This window comes from Bradyrhizobium sp. USDA 4341, assembly GCF_054063755.1.
Genome location: NZ_JBSSGO010000002.1, coordinates 3,695,651 through 3,710,615, shown reverse-complemented (window position 1 = coordinate 3,710,615; position 14,965 = coordinate 3,695,651). Strand labels below are relative to the sequence as shown.

Genomic DNA, 14,965 nt, shown 5'->3' with positions numbered 1-14,965 from the left:
GAAATGGCTCATCGACCCATGCCCGGTTGGGGGTGCTCAGGATGCGGGGGGCCAACTGCTCAGTCCGTCTACGCTTTCGCTACGCTCAAGCTACGCCGGACACGCTTTGCCCCGCCGGTCCTGCGTGGCTGCGCCACGCGTAGCCCGTGAGCAGCGAAGGCTGGAGGCCCGGCCTGGAGTTGAACCAGGATAAACAGTGTTGCACCACTGCCGCGTCGACGCTTCCGCCACCGGGCCGAGTGGATCATTGCTGATTATTTCAGCGGCCGCTACGTTTACTTTTGGTTAACCCTAATATGTTGTTCAACCTCTGATCAGTGGCGGGCCACGAATGTCATCCGCCACGGATTGTGCCCGATGTTGCGCGGCGCGCGCGTGGCGTCAAAGCCCGCGGCGGCGAGCTTCGCGATCATCTCGTCTTCGCGGTAGCGCTGCAGCCCGATCCTGGTGCGCAGCTGCCGGTAATCGGACAGTGCGGTCGAGGCGAGCCCGATCAAGGCATCGCGCAGGAAGCCATGCGTCGCCGCGAAGCGCAGCAGCGCGATGACGTCCCTGGCCATGCCGACTTCCGGCCGCAGGATATCGCCGAGCACGAAACGGCCCGAGGGCTTCAGCAGGCGGTGGATCACGTCGAACGCGGAGTCGAGCTCCTGCGGCGTCATGTATTGCGCCACCGAGTTCATCACCACGAGGTCGATCGAATCCGCCGCCATGTTCTTCAGCTCATCGAGCGAGCGGACGCGGATCCTGGTGTCGTATGCGAAGCGCGCGACCAGGCGGCCGCGCACGCCGGGCGCCGGCTCCGCCAGATAGAGCTGGGCGCAGGCATTTGCGACCTTCGCCGCCGACAGCGCCTCACCGCAGGCATAGTCCAGCACCACGGCGTCGGGCGAGGTGATGTAGCCGATGATGTCGTTTGCGATGACCTGGAAATGCAGGTCGCGGTGCAGTCGGCTCGCATAGATCGTATGCGTGGAATCGTAATAGTCGATCCATTCATCCATCGCGTTTGGTATCCGGCAGAACGGGTTCCTGACTTCCAGGAACAGGTGGGCTGATGATGCGTTAGCGGTCCGGCGGCCAATGTTCAATGCGCCGAAATACGGGGGTTCCTAACAGGAAGGTCCAACGTGAGCAAAGCCAAGACTGACGCTAAGACTGACAAGATCTCGCCCGATCTCGATACGCCGAACGATCTCCCGCAAGCTGCGGTGGATACCATCTCGGCCTCGCTCAACACGCTTCTGGCGGACGCCTTCGCGCTCTACCTGAAAACCAAGAATTTTCACTGGCACGTCAGCGGCCGGCATTTCCATGATTACCATTTGTTGCTGGACGAGCAATCGGACGCGATCTTCGCGACCACCGACCAGCTCGCCGAGCGGGTGCGCAAGCTCGGCGGTGCGACGCTGAGGTCGATCGGCGATATCGCCAAGCATCAGACCATCAAGGACAATGACGAGAACTTTGTCCCGCCGCGCGAAATGCTGCGCGAGTTGATGGAAGACAACAAGCACATGGCGGCAGCGATGCGCAAGGCGCACAAGCTCGCCGACGACCATGAGGATTCCGGCACCGCCGGCCTGCTCGAAACCTTCATCGACGAAACCGAGCGCCGCACCTGGTTCCTGTTCGAAGCAAGCCGCCAGGAAGGCAGCAACGCGGCGTAGCTCCACATACACGTCGTCCCGGCCTAGTGCGCAATTGCGCACGGGGGCCGGGACCCATAACCACCATTGGCAATTGTTGCGCGGCGCTGGAGCCCCAGCGCGATGCGACAACACGATCCCGTGGCTATGGGTCCCGGCCTTCGCCGGGACGACGGACAGGATGCCACAGCCGCACCAGCGGCCCATTCGTGCCCATCACCGGATCGGTGGCGGGGATGGCCACCAGCGGGATCGTCTTCAGCGCCTTGGCGTGATTCTCCGGCGTCGGCCGTTGCAGGTCCATCGGCGGGCCCGGCGGATAGGCGCCGACCACGCTGAAGTCGGCGCTCGCCGACAGGCATTGATGCCCGGTGCCGGCCGGCAGGATCGCGACATCGCCGGCGGCGATCTCCAGCGCACGCCCGCGTTCGCCGCCGAACTGCACCCGCGCGCTGCCGCGGGCGACGCCCAGCACCTCGTGCACGGTGGCGTGGTAATGCGCGAAGTCGTAGACGCCGTTGCGCCACATCGCGCCCCAGCCATTGTCGCCGAACAGCTGCTCGATCGTGGCCTCGGGATTTTTGCCGACGTCGACCGCGGCCTTGTAGACCAGGAACGGCATCGGATTGTTCGGCACCAGGCCGTCGTCCTGAAAGACGATAGTCAGGGGTTCGGCATCCTTACTCACCACCGGCATGACGGCTCTCCAGCGTTGCGAGGGGCGGTGATATCAAACCGTCGGTCCGGAAACCGTTCCCGCTAGATCTTGAACTTCAGCACCTCATCCTTGAATTTGAGCCCATGCCCCGGCCGCTCCGGCGCCGTGATCATGCCATTGGCAATCTCCGGCGGATCGACCCAGAGGTCGTCGATCAGGGCCATGTTCTCGCACCAGATACCGTTCGGGATCGAAGCCAGAAGGTGCACGTTGAGTTCGGGGAACAGATGCGGCGCGATGGTGATGCCGAACGTGTCCGCAAGCGCCGCGATCTTGCGCAGGTCGGTCATGCCGCCGCGCATCGGGTCGGGCTGCAGGATCGGCAGGCAGGGATTGAGAAAGAACGGCCGCAGATCGTAGCGCGTGAAATGCGTCTCGCCGCCGACGACGCGCATGTCGAGCGCCGCCGCGATGCGCTGATAGCCGGCGAAGTCATCGGCCGGCACCGGCTCTTCCAGCCAGTAGATATCGTACTTCTCGAACTTGCGTCCCATCTCGATGGCGACATCGGCGCTCCAGCCCATGTTGACATCGATCATGATGTCGATGTCGGGCCCGAGCGCCTCGCGCATGCGGCGCACATTGTCGAGATCCTGCGCGGGCGTGTGAACATGCGCGACCTGCATCTTGATCGCCTTGTAGCCCTGCTTGACGAAATGCAGCGCCTTCTCGATCATCCCGTCGCCGCCGGCGCCGCGGAAGCATCCGGAACCATAGATGGGGATTTCCGAGCGATAGTGTCCCCACAGCCGGTGCAGCGGCAGGCCCGCGCGTTTTCCCACCGCATCCCACAGCGCGATGTCGAGCGCCGACATGGCCATCGCGGCGATGCCGCCGCGGCCATAGGTCATCGTCGCCGTCCACAGATCGCGCCAGATCGCCTCGATCGCGGTGGCATCCTTGCCGATCACGCGCGGGATGATGCACTCGTCGAGACAGGCCGCAATCGACTGCATCGCCGGGCGGAACACGAACAGATAGCCCATGCCGGTGATGCCGCCGGAGGTCTCGACGTCGCAGATCAGGATGTCGCGCGTCGCGCCCAGCGCTGCGCCCTTCAGCCAGCGATCGTCGGCCCAGGGCAGCCGCAGCATCGTGACGCGGATGTCGCGGATGGTCATGTCTGGATTGGCTGAGGTCATCGGACGTTTCCTTCCTTCCAGGCCGGATCATGTTGCCTGATCTCGGACAGGGGAACTCAATCACAGAGCACGGCCGCCAATCCAGCGCGCTTCGTCATGCCTCCAATGCGCCAAGACGTGATTGCCTTCAGGCGCTTTTGGGAAGCTCGAACACCATGCAGGTCGTGGTCGCGTGCGCGATCAGCTTGCCGTTCCCATCGGTGATGCGGCCTTCGGCGGTCGCGGCGCGACGGCCGGCGTTGAGCACCCGGCCCTCGGTGCGGATCTTGCCGGTGTCCTGGCTCATGCCGCGGACGAAGGAGATCTTGAACTCCAGCGTGGTGTAGCCCGAACCCTTCGGCAATGTTGTCTGCACCGCGAGCGCCATTGCGGAATCGAGCAGGATCGCGACATAGCCGCCGTGCACCGAGCCGATCGGGTTGTAGTGGCGCAGCCCGGGGATGCTGTGGATCACCACATGGCCCGACTCGGCGGTGCAGTCGAACGGTTCGACGTTCTCCATGATCGGCGGCTCCGGCAGGGTGCGGGCGAAGATGCCGCGCACGAAGTCGAGCCCGGGCATCGACGCCATCACCTCGATCGAGGAGACGCCGTAGACGGGCTTCGGGGTGGCGCTGTCGGTCATCGGGAAAATCTCCGTCATTGCGAGCGGAGCGAAGCAATCCATCGCTCCATGCGGGGATAGATGGATTGCTTCGTCGCTTCAGTGCAAAATTGCCTTTGCAATTTTGTCACGAGCATCCTCGCAATGACGGGTGTGTTTAAGCCGCCTGCTTCTTCTTCCGCATCAAATCGGCGAAGCGCTGGAACAGATAGTGCGAGTCGCGCGGGCCGGGCGAGGCCTCGGGGTGGTACTGCACCGAGAACACCGGCTTGCCCTCGAGCGCGATGCCGCAATTGGAGCCGTCGAACAGCGAGATATGGGTCTGGGTCGCACCGGCAGGCAGCGTGGCCTGGTCCACCGCAAAGCCGTGGTTCATCGAGGTGATCTCGACCTTGCCGGTGGTCTCGTCCTTGACCGGATGGTTGGCGCCGTGATGGCCCTGATGCATCTTCATGGTCTTGGCGCCGACGGCGAGGCCGAGCATCTGATGGCCGAGGCAGATGCCGAAGGTCGGCGTCCCCGAAGCGATCACCCTCTGGATGACGGGCACGGCATATTTGCCGGTCGCGGCGGGGTCGCCGGGGCCGTTCGACAGGAACACGCCGTCCGGCTTCATCGCCAGGATATCCTCGGCCGCCGTCGTCGCCGGCACCACGGTCACCTTGGCGCCGACACCGGCGAGCAGGCGCAGGATGTTGCGCTTGATGCCGTAGTCGATCGCGACGACGTTGAATTCCGGCGCGGTCTGCTGGCCAAAGCCCTTGCCCCACTCCCAGGGGGTCTCATCCCAGGTGAAGCGCTGGCCGGAGGTGACCATCGGCACCAGGTCCATGCCCTCGAGGCCGGGCCATTCGCGGGCCTCTTCCTTCAGGCCGTGCAGGTCGAACTCGCCGTTCCTGGCGTGCGCGATCACGGCGTTGGGCATGCCCTTGGAGCGGATCAGCGCGGTCAGCGCCCTTGTGTCGATGCCGGACAGGCCGATGATGCCGCGCGCCTTCAACCACTGATCGAGATGCTTGGTGGCGCGGTAGTTCGAGGGATCCGTGATCGCCGAGCGCAGGATCACGCCGCGTGCGCCGGGTGTCGCGGCCATGTTCACCGTCTCGATGTCTTCCTCGTTGGTACCGACATTGCCGATATGCGGGAAGGTGAAGGTGATGATCTGCCCGGCATAGGACGGATCGGTGAGGATCTCCTCATAGCCGGTCATCGCGGTGTTGAAGCAGACCTCGCCGACGGCGTGGCCTTCCGCGCCGAGACCGAAGCCTTCCAGCACGGTACCATCGGCGAGCACAAGGAGCGCGGTCGGTTTGTGGTCCGGCCAGGCGGGAGCGTTTTCGGGGGTTGTCATGAGCCCTTTAAATAGTCGCCGCACCCTGCGGCGTCAAAGCGAAAGGGCACGGATTCACACGGCAATACCCGCCGATTTGACAGGCCTGAACGGCCTTTTAATCTAAAGTTCCTTGAAGCGGCCGTTTGCTTGCCGAAAATGACCCGGTCCGGAGCTCCCGCATGGACAATACGATGCCGATCCTGCTCGTCCCGGGCCTCATCTGCTCACCGCGGATATTTGCCCCGGTCATTCCGGCGCTGTGGCGGTGCGGGCCGGTCACGGTCGCCAACCATGTCAGGGACGACAATATGGGCGCGATCGCCCGCCGGATCCTGGCCGAGGCGCCACCGCGCTTTGCGCTCGCCGGGCATTCGATGGGCGGCTACATCGCCTTTGAGATCATGCGGCAGGCGCCCGAGCGGGTGGCGAAACTGGCGCTGATGAGCACCCAGGCGAGGGCTGACACGCCGGAAGCAACCGCGCGCCGCCGCGGCATGATGGAGCGTGCCAAAAACGGTCAGTATCGGAGCGTGGTCGACGAGCTGTTTCCCGGCTTCGTGCATCCGTCGCGGCTGGGCGATACAAGCCTGCGCCCGGATCGTTGACGACATGAGCGAGGACGTCGGCGCGGAAGCCTTCATCCGCCAGCAAAATGCGGTGCTCAGCCGGCCGGATTCGCGGCCGAGCATGGCCTGGATCAAGTGCCCGACCCTGGTGCTGACGTCGGATACCGACAACACCGTTCCGAACTTATTGTCGGACGAGATGGCCAACGGCATTCCCGGGGCAAAGCTCGTGGTGCTCGCCAATTGCGGTCACCTGCCGCAACTGGAGCAGCCGCAGGCCTGCGCCGATGCGCTGGTCGAATGGCTCAGGAACTAGGTTGTCCAGTCGTCCCAAACTGCCTACATGAAGAGATTACCGGCTTAAGGACATCAGGATGCTGCGCGACGACATCAATACGGCGGTCAAGGAAGCGATGAAGGCGAAGGACGAGCGCAAGCTCTCCACGCTGCGCATGGTCAATTCGACCATCAAGAACGCCGACATCGACGCGCGCGGGCAGGGCAAGCCGCCACTGTCCGATGCCGACCTTCTGAGCGTCCTGCAGAAGATGATCAAGCAGCGCCAGGAATCAGTCGAGCTCTACGACAAGGGCGGCCGTGCCGAGCTCGCCGCCCAGGAACGCGAGGAGATCGCCGTGATCTCCGCCTATCTGCCGAAGCAGATGTCCGACGACGACGTGAAGGCCGCGATCGCGGCTGTTATCGCCGAGACCAATGCGGCCGGCATCAAGGATATGGGCAAGGTGATCGGCGCCTTGAAGGCGAAATACGCCGGCCAGATGGATTTCGGCAAGGCCAGCGGCCTCGTCAAGGCGGCGCTCGCGGGATAGCGGCGGAGGCTTCCGGTGTTTCGTGTCGCGGCGGACAGTCTGGAAGCCTACCTCGCCTTCGATCCCGGCCGGACCGCGGATCTCGAACAACTGCATGCGGTGATGCGAAAGGCCGCGCCTTCGCTCAAGCGGCATTTCCATGCGGGCACGCCGGCCGGTGAGGCCGGCATGCGCATGAACATGATCGGCTACGGTCAGTTTCGCTATGCGATCAGGTCCGGCAAGACGGCTGTCTGGCCCGTGATCGGGCTGGCGCTGCAGAAGAACTACATCAGCGTCTATGTCGCGGTGACCCGTGGCGGCAAGCCGCTGGTGTCCTGTTACGCCGGCACGCTCGGCGAATTGCGGGCGGGCGGCAACAATTTCAGCTTCGAGGCGTTTGTTGATCTGAAGCCGCCAGCCGTTGCGGCGCTGTTCGCCGAGGCCGCCGATATCTTCAAGGCGGACAAGGAGAACCCGGTCCGCTACATGCAGGGAAGCTGATTTCGGTCTGCCGAAAGGTGCGCCACGGACCCGTGCAGGGCCCTGCGAAGGCGGCGCCCTCGGGTGTAGTTCTGGAAAAACTGGAGATAGGCCATGGCCGATCAGCAAGCTCCTTCCGGTCCGGATCTGACACAAGGTGTGGCACTCGCCGAATTCTCGGGCACGATGTTGCTCGGCCATGTCGGCGACGAGGACGTGCTGCTGGTGCGTTCGGGGGGCGGATATTTTCGCCATCGATGCGCATTGCAGCCATTACCACGGCCCGCTCGCCGAAGGTGTGGTCGAGGGCGAGACCGTCCATTGCCCCTGGCATCACGCCTGTTTCGACATTCGCACCGGTGAAGCGACCGCCGCGCCCGCCTTCAACGCGCTCGCGGTCTGGAAGGTCGAGCGCGAGGGCGATCGCATCATCGTGCGCGAGAAGCGCGAGCAGCCGAAACCCCGCGTCAAGGGCCCGCGCGATGCGCCCGGCAGGATCGTCATCGTCGGCGGAGGCGCGGCAGGCTTTGCCGCGGCCGAGATGCTGCGACGGCAGGACTATCGCGGCAGCATCGTCATGCTGAGCGGCGAGACCGCGTCGCCGGTGGATCGGCCGAACCTGTCAAAGGACTTCCTCGCCGGCAGCGCGCCGGAAGACTGGCTGCCGCTGAAACCGGACAGTTTCTATGCTGACGCGGCGATCGATCTCAGGCTCAGGACCGAGGTCCAGTCGATCGACGCCGGCCACCGCAACGTCTTGCTCGCCGGCGGCGAAACGATTCCGTATGACCGGCTGCTGCTGGCGACCGGTGCGGAGCCGCTACGGCTGCCGATCCCAGGCGCTGATCAGCCCCACGTTCACGTGTTGCGCACGCTCGACGATTGCCGCGCGATCATCGCCTCGGCCAGCGGAGCGCGCCGCGCGGTTGTGATCGGCGCAAGCTTCATCGGGCTCGAGGTTGCGGCCTCGTTGCGCGCGAGGGAGATCGAGGTTCACGTGGTCGGGCTGGAACAGCGGCCGCTGGAGCGCGTGCTCGGGCCCGACATGGGCGATTTCGTCCGCGCGCTGCACGAGGAGCATGGCGTCGTCTTCCACCTCGGCGACACCGTGACCGCGATCGACGGCAAGCGCGCGCGCCTGAAGAGCGGGCCGGTGCTCGATGCCGACCTCGTCGTGCTCGGTGTCGGCGTGAAGCCGCGGCTGGCGCTGGCGGAGGGAGCAGGGCTCGCCATCGATCGCGGCGTGAAAGTGGACGCCTATCTCGAGACCAGCGTTCCCGGCATCTACGCGGCCGGCGACATCGCGCGCTGGCCCGATCCGCACAGCGGCGAGAACATCCGGGTCGAACACTGGGTGGTGGCCGAGCGCCAGGGTCAGACCGCCGCGCGGAATATGCTTGGGCAGCGCGAGGTGTTCGATGCGGTGCCGTTCTTCTGGAGCCAGCATTACGACGTGCCGATCAACTATGTCGGGCACGCCGAGCAGTGGGACGAGATCGCGGTGGACGGCAGCATCGCCGGCCGGGATTGCATGCTCCGCTACAAGCGCGGCGGGCGCGTGCTCGCGGTCGCGTCGATCTATCGTGACCGCGAAAGCCTCAAGGCTGAGATCGCAATGCAGCGGGCGGCAGCCTGACCGCTTTCCCCGCAGGGAGGGTTTATGGTCGAACGGCGATGGTCGAGAGCGTTTTCAAGCGAAATGGGAGACCGGGTCGCGTGAAGAAAACGCGTCAAACAAGAATCTAGCGCCCCGTTCCGATTCCATGGGAACGGAAAAGGCTCTAGTCTGCGGCCATGCTTCAGGAAGCCAAAACCTACGACGAGCTCTATCGCAACTTCCGCTGGGACGTTCCAGCGCGCTTCAACATGGCGACGGCCTGCTGCGACCGCCATGCCGACGGCACCGGGCGGCTTGCGCTGGTCTATGTCGACGAGGATGGCGGCAGCACGCGCACCTCGTTCGATGACGTCGCGGACGCCTCGCGCCGCTTCGCCAATGTGCTGACCGCCGACGGCCTGCTGCGCGGTGACCGCGTCGCGGTGTTCCTGTCGCAATCGCTCGAGTTGCCGGTCGCGCATCTCGCGGCGTTCCGCGCGGCGCTGATCTCGATCCCGCTGTTTGCGCTGTTCGGCGAGGACGCGCTCGAATTCCGCCTGTCGAACTCCGCGGCGAAAGCCGTCATCACCGATGAGACCGGCTGGGAGAAGATCGCCAAGATCCGCGATCGCCTGCCCGAGCTGAAGAGCGTCTACATCGTCGGCGAAAAGACGCCGGCCGGTACGAAGTCATTCTGGAGCGCGATCAAGTCGGCATCACCGGAATTTGCGACCGTCGACACCTCGGCCGACGATCCCGCATTGATCATCTACACGTCGGGCACCACCGGTAATCCGAAGGGCGCACTGCATGCGCATCGCGTCGTGCTCGGCCATTTGCCCAATGTCGAGATGTGCCACAATTTCCTGCCGCGACCCGGCGACCTGATGTGGACGCCGGCCGACTGGGCCTGGATCGGCGGCCTGATCAACGGCCTGTTCGCGTTCTGGTACCACGGCATTCCGATGGTCGGTCACCGCGCCCGCAAGTTCGAGCCGCAGGCGGCGATGCAGATGATGGCCGAACTCGGCATCCGCAACGTGTTCCTGCCGCCGACCGCGCTGAAGCTGATGCGGCAGGCCAATGTGACGAATTCCGGCGTCAAGCTGCGCAGTATCTTCACCGGTGGCGAGTCGCTCGGCGGCGAATTGCTTGGCTGGGTGCGCGAGACCTTCGGCATCGATGCCCATGAGGTGTTCGGCCAGACCGAATGCAATCTCGTGATCGGCAGCAATTCCAATCTGTTTCCGATCCGCCCGGGCTCGATGGGCCGCGCCACGCCGGGCTTCGACGTCCGCATCGTCAATGACAGGGGCGAGGAGCTGCCGCGGGGACAGCGCGGCATCATCGGCGTGCGTCAGCCGTGCCCCTGCACCATGATCGAGTATTGGCGCAATCCGGAAGCGACGCGCAAGAAATACGCCGGCGAATTCCTGCTGACCGGCGATCTCGGCGTCCAGGATGAGGACGGCTATTTCTGGTACGTCAGCCGCGAGGACGACGTCATCACGACCGCCGGCTATCGCGTCGGCCCGTCCGAGATCGAGCACACGCTAATGAAGCATCCGGCGGTCGCGATGTCGGCGGTGGTCGGCATCCCCGATCCGATCCGCACCGAATCGATCAAGGCCTGGATCGTGCTGCGGCCCGGCCATGCGCCAAGCGACGCGCTGGCGCGCGAGATCCAGGAGTTCGTCAAGGTCCAGCTCGCCGCCCACGAATATCCGCGCTTCGTGCAGTTCGCCGACAGCCTGCCGATGACGGCGACGGGCAAGGTGCTGCGGCGGGAGTTGCGGGCGCTGGGATAACTCTCCACCGTCGTCCCGGGCAAGCGAAGCGCGACCCGGGACCCATAACCACAGCCGTTTAATGTTGCGCGACGCGGTGGCCCCAGCGTGCTCCACCACGCTGAGCGGTGGTTATGGGTCCCTGCTTCCGCAGGGACGACAGTAGAGTACGACAGTGGAGTATGTTCACGGCATCGGGATGCCCAATTCCTTCAGCGCGGCCAGCATGCGCTGCGGGGGCTGCATCGGGATCACCATGGCCTTGCCGGTCTCCACGAGGCTCTTCAGGCTGGAGAGGATCGCCGGCCAGCCGGTGCGCCCGCCGGACAGGATGTCGTCGCTGATCGGGCGGTCGTGCGATTGCAGCAAGGTCAGCTTCACGCCGTCGCCGGCTGGCTCGATCTCGTAGGTGACGAGCGTCGGCCCGAGCTTTTCGACGAGCTGCGGCCAGTTGACGTTGAAGGTGACGGTCAGCCGCTTCAGCGGATCGCACGCGATCACCTCGCCGGAGATGTGCAGCGCGCCGTCGGGCGTGCGCACGATGTAGGCGCCGCCGACCCGAAGATCGACCTCGACCGCGTTGCCGGAGAAATATTGCCGGCTGAGTTCGGCATTCGTCAATGCCTGCCACACCTTCTCCGGCGTGGCGGCGATGTAGATCGCATAGACGATCGCCGGTTTGAATTTCTCGATGTTCATGTCCGCACGTGTCCTTCGATAGATTTTCATTGTCATTCGAAGCCGTCGATCCCGAGCGCGGCAGGCGGGATCGTGACCGCCTTGCCGGTCTCGAGCAGGCTTTTGAGCCCGGACAGGATCGCCGGCCAGCCCCTGGAAATCCCGTCGAGCAGCTTGCTGCCCGCGCCGAAGCCCTCATGGGTCACGGTCAGCTTCACGATCTTGCCATGCGGTTCGAGCGTGAAGACCACTTTGGTCGCCGGCTCCTCGCGCATGTCATCGTCGAGCACGTGCTTGAAGGTGTAGGCGAGACGCCGCGGCGGATCGGCGTCGAGGATCTCGCCGGTGTCGGTGGTCTTGCCGCCCATCACCAGCGCGAGCGGCGAGCCGACCTTCCAGTCCGATTTCAGCTCGGTGTCGAACCAGTACTGCCGGGTGAAAGTGCTCTCGGTCAGCGCGTCCCAAAGCTTGTCCGGCGTGGTCTCGATATAGGTGACGTAGACGAATTCGGGCTTAGGCATGGTAGGCCTCCCTGGCGCCGCTGGTGAGCAGGTCGGCCGGCAATTCGCGTCCGGTCTCCAGGAAGCTCTTCAGGCTTGCAATCACCATAGGCCAGCCGCCCGAGATGTCGCGCAGCGTCTTCGGACCGAGGTTGTCGTGCGTCATGGTCAGCTTGACCACTCCGCCGTGCGGTTCGATGTCGAAGGTCACGCGTGAGACCCCCTCGCGCTCGACGCCTTCCTTCACGACGTCCCAGCTGTAAGCGAGCCTCTTGGGTGGATCGGCGATCAGCACCTCGCCCTGCACACTGCGGCGGCCGTCCTTGGTCAGATGATAAAGCGAACCGACCTTCCAGTCCGAGCTGATGCGATAGCCGAACCAGAACCGTTCGGTGAAGTCGCTCGATGTCAGCGCATGCCACAGCTTCTCGGCCGTGGTCTCGATATAGGTGACGTAGACGTAATCCGGCTTACTCATCACGCTTCTCCAATTGCCGTTTCAATTCGCTGAGCGCGGCGAGCTTCCCGCGCTCGAACTTCCTGATCCACCGCTCGCCGATCTGATGGATCGGGACCGGGTTGAGGTAATGCAGCTTCTCGCGGCCATGCCTGATCGTGGTGACGAGGTTGGCCTCCTCGAGAATCACAAGGTGCTTGGTGACGGCCTGACGCGTCATGTCGAGGCCGTCGCAGAGCTCGCCGAGCGTCTGCCCGTTCTGGTCGTGAAGCCGGTCAAGCAGCGTCCGCCGTGAGGCATCCGCGAGGGCTTTGAAGACTTCATCCATGGGTCGGATAATAGGCAACCAAATGGTTGCATGTCAAGAGCGTGTGTTTGGGCGCCGGTATCGCCATGCTAGCGTCTCGCGCAGCCAACGCAGATTGGTATGGAACTCGGGGTGATGCGCATGGGTGGTCGCGCGACGGCAGTTTGCTGCACGTTTCTTCTTGTCCTGCTCGCAAATGCTGCGAGCGCCCAGCAGAAGATCGGCGACCCGCCCGAAGCCTCCAACATGCGGCTGGTTGGAACCAGCGACTTGCAGGCACGCAGCGCCTATCAGCCAACCATCCATCACCAGGGCGACAGATGGATCGCCTACATCGGCCATCACGGCGGCACCGACGACATTCCCGATCCCGTCAACCCGATGACCCGCAAGGCCGAGCCCAATGGCACCTCGATCGTCGACGTCACCGATGCCGCGCATCCGAAATATCTGCGGCACATCCCAGGGCAGGAAGGCAAATACGAATCCGGCGGCGCGCAGATGGTGCGGATCTGCGACGGCAAGGATCTGCCGAAGGGCGATCGCAACGCGGTCTACATGCTGCGCACCTTCGGCAGCGAGGCGCATGAGATCTGGAACGTCGCCGATCCCGCCAATCCCGTGCTGGTCAGCCGGATCGGCGGGCTGAAGGACACGCACAAGAATTTCTGGGAATGCGACACCGGCATCGCGCTCCTGGTGTCGGGCGCGCCGGACTGGCGCACCCGGCGCATGACGCAAATCTACGATCTCTCCGATCCGGCGCAGCCAAAGAAGATCAGGGATTTTGGCCTGCCCGGGCAGGAGCCGGGCGCGACCGGCGCGGTGCCGACCGAACTGCACGGGCCGATCTCGACCGGGCCGCAGGGCAACCGCGTCTATTTCGGCTACGGCACCGACAAGGGCGGCTTCCTGCAAATCGTCGATCGCGAGAAGCTGTTGAACGGGCCGAAGGAGCCGACGCCGGACAATCTGAAATTCCCGGAGATCGCGCGGATGCCGCTGTCCGCGCTGAACGGCGCGCACACGGTGTTTCCGATGCCTGGCATGCCGATCGCGGAGTTCGCCCATGACAAGGACGGCAAGAGCCGCGACATCGTGATGATCGTCGATGAGGCGATCCAGAACGAGTGCGGCGAGGCGCGGCAGATGGTGTGGTTCGCCGACGTCACCACGGAAGCGCGGCCGATGCTGATCTCGAGCTACACCGTGCCTGAGGCCTCCGGCGCATTCTGCGAGCGCGGCGGCCGGTTCGGCTCGCATTCGTCGAACGAGAGCATGGCGCCGGTCTATTACAGGAAGCTGGCCTTCATCGCCTTCTTCAATGCCGGCGTCCGCGCGCTCGATATCCGCGATCCCTATCATCCGAGGGAAGTCGGGTACTTCATTCCCTCTATCACCGCAGCGACCGACAAGCGTTGCGTCACGATCGACGGCAAGGACCGCTGCAAGGTCGCGATCCAGACCAACAATGTCGAGACCGATGCGCGCGGCTACATCTACGCGGTCGACCGCGCCAACACCGGCCTGCATATTCTCGAACTGACCGGCGCGGCGCGGGCCGTCGCCGGTCTGCCGTGAGCCGGCGATGATGCGCTCATGGCCGGTCATCGCGGCGATGTTCCTGGCGCTCGGCGGCCTGTCGGCCGTGGCCGGCTACGAGATGGCGTCGCCGCACCCCGCGCAATGGCGCGAGATCGCGTGGCCGTTCCCGCGCGACGGCTGGCCCGCCGGCCGCGCCTTCCGTTGCGGTGTGACGGAGTGCGGCACTGAGGTCGAGGTCTATCTCCGGCCGAAGCTCGGCTTCTGCAACTGCGACAGCGGCGTCGCCGATGACGACGAGGTCGATCGCGTTTCCGATGTCGACATGATCAGCCCGCGCTTTGTGCCGCTGAAGGCCGGCGATGTCGTCGATGTTGCCGATATGCGCGGACGGATCAGGGCGTATGATATCGAGATGCCCGAGGGGAAGCGTACCGCGATCGGCATCGCGGCCTCGCATCGCTGCGATCTCATGGCGGTGGCGGCGCAGGGCGGGGGAGATGCGGTGCAGGTCCAGCGGGCGACGTTGCAGTTTCTGGAGTCGCGAGAGATGAAAACGTGGATGACGGCCGCGATGGAAGGTCGCTGAATTGGGTTCCCTTACCTCGCCCCGCTTGCGGGGAGAGGTCGGATCGCATCGCGAGATGCGATCCGGGTGAGGGGGTACAGGTCTATCCACTTGCACCGCCTAGCGGAGGGAGCCCCTCTCCCCGCAAGAGCGGGGCGAGGGAGCGGGGATATTTCCATGACCGCCGCTCACGTGCATAATGACGACAAAGAAAGCAGAAGAGCC

At 64.5% G+C, this 14,965-nt stretch carries 15 protein-coding genes, 1 tRNA gene and 2 pseudogenes; 8 read left to right on the top strand and 10 right to left on the bottom strand.

The window, feature by feature from the left end; all coding sequences use genetic code 11:
- Positions 1 to 161: 161 nt before the first annotated feature.
- Positions 162 to 237: transfer RNA gene (locus tag ACVIGB_RS23555), tRNA-OTHER, on the bottom strand.
- Positions 238 to 314: 77 nt separating this feature from the next.
- Positions 315 to 1,004, bottom strand: coding sequence for a class I SAM-dependent methyltransferase (locus ACVIGB_RS23550; RefSeq protein ID WP_456720834.1), 690 nt, complete (start codon positions 1,002 to 1,004; stop codon positions 315 to 317).
- Positions 1,005 to 1,130: 126 nt separating this feature from the next.
- On the opposite strand from ACVIGB_RS23550, the gene ACVIGB_RS23545 reads away from it, so the two are divergent.
- Entirely contained in the window at positions 1,131 to 1,670 is a 540-nt protein-coding gene (locus tag ACVIGB_RS23545; protein ID WP_456720835.1) for a Dps family protein, read from the top strand.
- 124 nt (positions 1,671 to 1,794) lie between these two features.
- On the opposite strand, the gene ACVIGB_RS23540 is transcribed toward ACVIGB_RS23545, so the two are convergent.
- The 4 genes from ACVIGB_RS23540 to carA all read right to left on the bottom strand — a co-directional run bounded on the left by ACVIGB_RS23540 (position 1,795) and on the right by carA (position 5,464).
- Complete coding sequence (locus ACVIGB_RS23540) at positions 1,795 to 2,346, bottom strand: hypothetical protein (protein ID WP_456720836.1); 552 nt, start codon at positions 2,344 to 2,346, stop codon at positions 1,795 to 1,797.
- Between the two features lie 62 nt (positions 2,347 to 2,408).
- Entirely contained in the window at positions 2,409 to 3,509 is a 1,101-nt protein-coding gene (locus ACVIGB_RS23535) for a mandelate racemase/muconate lactonizing enzyme family protein (protein ID WP_456720837.1), read from the bottom strand.
- Positions 3,510 to 3,636: 127 nt separating this feature from the next.
- Complete coding sequence (locus ACVIGB_RS23530; protein WP_456720838.1) at positions 3,637 to 4,134, bottom strand: PaaI family thioesterase; 498 nt, start codon at positions 4,132 to 4,134, stop codon at positions 3,637 to 3,639.
- 136 nt (positions 4,135 to 4,270) lie between these two features.
- The gene (gene carA, locus ACVIGB_RS23525; RefSeq protein ID WP_456720839.1) at positions 4,271 to 5,464 is read right to left on the bottom strand and encodes a glutamine-hydrolyzing carbamoyl-phosphate synthase small subunit; all 1,194 of its coding nucleotides are present in this window, start codon (positions 5,462 to 5,464) and stop codon (positions 4,271 to 4,273) included.
- A 161-nt stretch (positions 5,465 to 5,625) separates the two neighbouring features.
- Here carA and ACVIGB_RS23520 point away from each other — a divergent pair.
- The 5 genes and pseudogenes from ACVIGB_RS23520 to ACVIGB_RS23500 all read left to right on the top strand — a co-directional run bounded on the left by ACVIGB_RS23520 (position 5,626) and on the right by ACVIGB_RS23500 (position 10,709).
- Positions 5,626 to 6,328 (top strand): annotated as a pseudogene (locus ACVIGB_RS23520) (alpha/beta fold hydrolase).
- 58 nt (positions 6,329 to 6,386) lie between these two features.
- Entirely contained in the window at positions 6,387 to 6,842 is a 456-nt protein-coding gene (locus ACVIGB_RS23515; protein ID WP_092124143.1) for a GatB/YqeY domain-containing protein, read from the top strand.
- Positions 6,843 to 6,857: 15 nt separating this feature from the next.
- On the top strand, positions 6,858 to 7,325 hold the full coding sequence (locus tag ACVIGB_RS23510) for a hypothetical protein (RefSeq protein ID WP_456720841.1): 468 nt from the start codon (positions 6,858 to 6,860) through the stop codon (positions 7,323 to 7,325).
- Positions 7,326 to 7,418: 93 nt separating this feature from the next.
- A pseudogene (locus ACVIGB_RS23505) lies at positions 7,419 to 8,940 on the top strand (FAD-dependent oxidoreductase).
- A gap of 158 nt (positions 8,941 to 9,098) precedes the next feature.
- Complete coding sequence (locus ACVIGB_RS23500) at positions 9,099 to 10,709, top strand: acyl-CoA synthetase (RefSeq protein ID WP_456720843.1); 1,611 nt, start codon at positions 9,099 to 9,101, stop codon at positions 10,707 to 10,709.
- Between the two features lie 165 nt (positions 10,710 to 10,874).
- On the opposite strand, the gene ACVIGB_RS23495 is transcribed toward ACVIGB_RS23500, so the two are convergent.
- The 4 genes from ACVIGB_RS23495 to ACVIGB_RS23480 are packed head-to-tail and all read right to left on the bottom strand — an operon-like array spanning position 10,875 to position 12,651.
- On the bottom strand, positions 10,875 to 11,387 hold the full coding sequence (locus ACVIGB_RS23495) for an SRPBCC family protein (protein ID WP_456720844.1): 513 nt from the start codon (positions 11,385 to 11,387) through the stop codon (positions 10,875 to 10,877).
- A 32-nt stretch (positions 11,388 to 11,419) separates the two neighbouring features.
- Positions 11,420 to 11,887, bottom strand: a complete 468-nt coding sequence (locus ACVIGB_RS23490) for an SRPBCC family protein (RefSeq protein ID WP_092124148.1) — start codon at positions 11,885 to 11,887, stop codon at positions 11,420 to 11,422.
- Positions 11,880 to 12,344, bottom strand: coding sequence for an SRPBCC family protein (locus ACVIGB_RS23485; RefSeq protein ID WP_092124149.1), 465 nt, complete (start codon positions 12,342 to 12,344; stop codon positions 11,880 to 11,882). Before ACVIGB_RS23485 ends, ACVIGB_RS23490 begins: the two co-directional genes overlap by 8 nt.
- Positions 12,337 to 12,651 (bottom strand): ArsR/SmtB family transcription factor, encoded by a 315-nt coding sequence (locus ACVIGB_RS23480; RefSeq protein WP_028333124.1) that lies wholly within the window; start codon positions 12,649 to 12,651, stop codon positions 12,337 to 12,339. The genes ACVIGB_RS23485 and ACVIGB_RS23480 overlap by 8 nt, the downstream gene beginning before the upstream one ends.
- Positions 12,652 to 12,771: 120 nt before the next feature.
- On the opposite strand from ACVIGB_RS23480, the gene ACVIGB_RS23475 reads away from it, so the two are divergent.
- Both ACVIGB_RS23475 and ACVIGB_RS23470 read left to right on the top strand, forming a co-directional pair.
- Complete coding sequence (locus ACVIGB_RS23475) at positions 12,772 to 14,211, top strand: LVIVD repeat-containing protein (protein WP_456720845.1); 1,440 nt, start codon at positions 12,772 to 12,774, stop codon at positions 14,209 to 14,211.
- A 7-nt stretch (positions 14,212 to 14,218) separates the two neighbouring features.
- On the top strand, positions 14,219 to 14,761 hold the full coding sequence (locus ACVIGB_RS23470) for a hypothetical protein (RefSeq protein ID WP_456720846.1): 543 nt from the start codon (positions 14,219 to 14,221) through the stop codon (positions 14,759 to 14,761).
- The last annotated feature ends 204 nt before the right edge of the window (positions 14,762 to 14,965 follow it).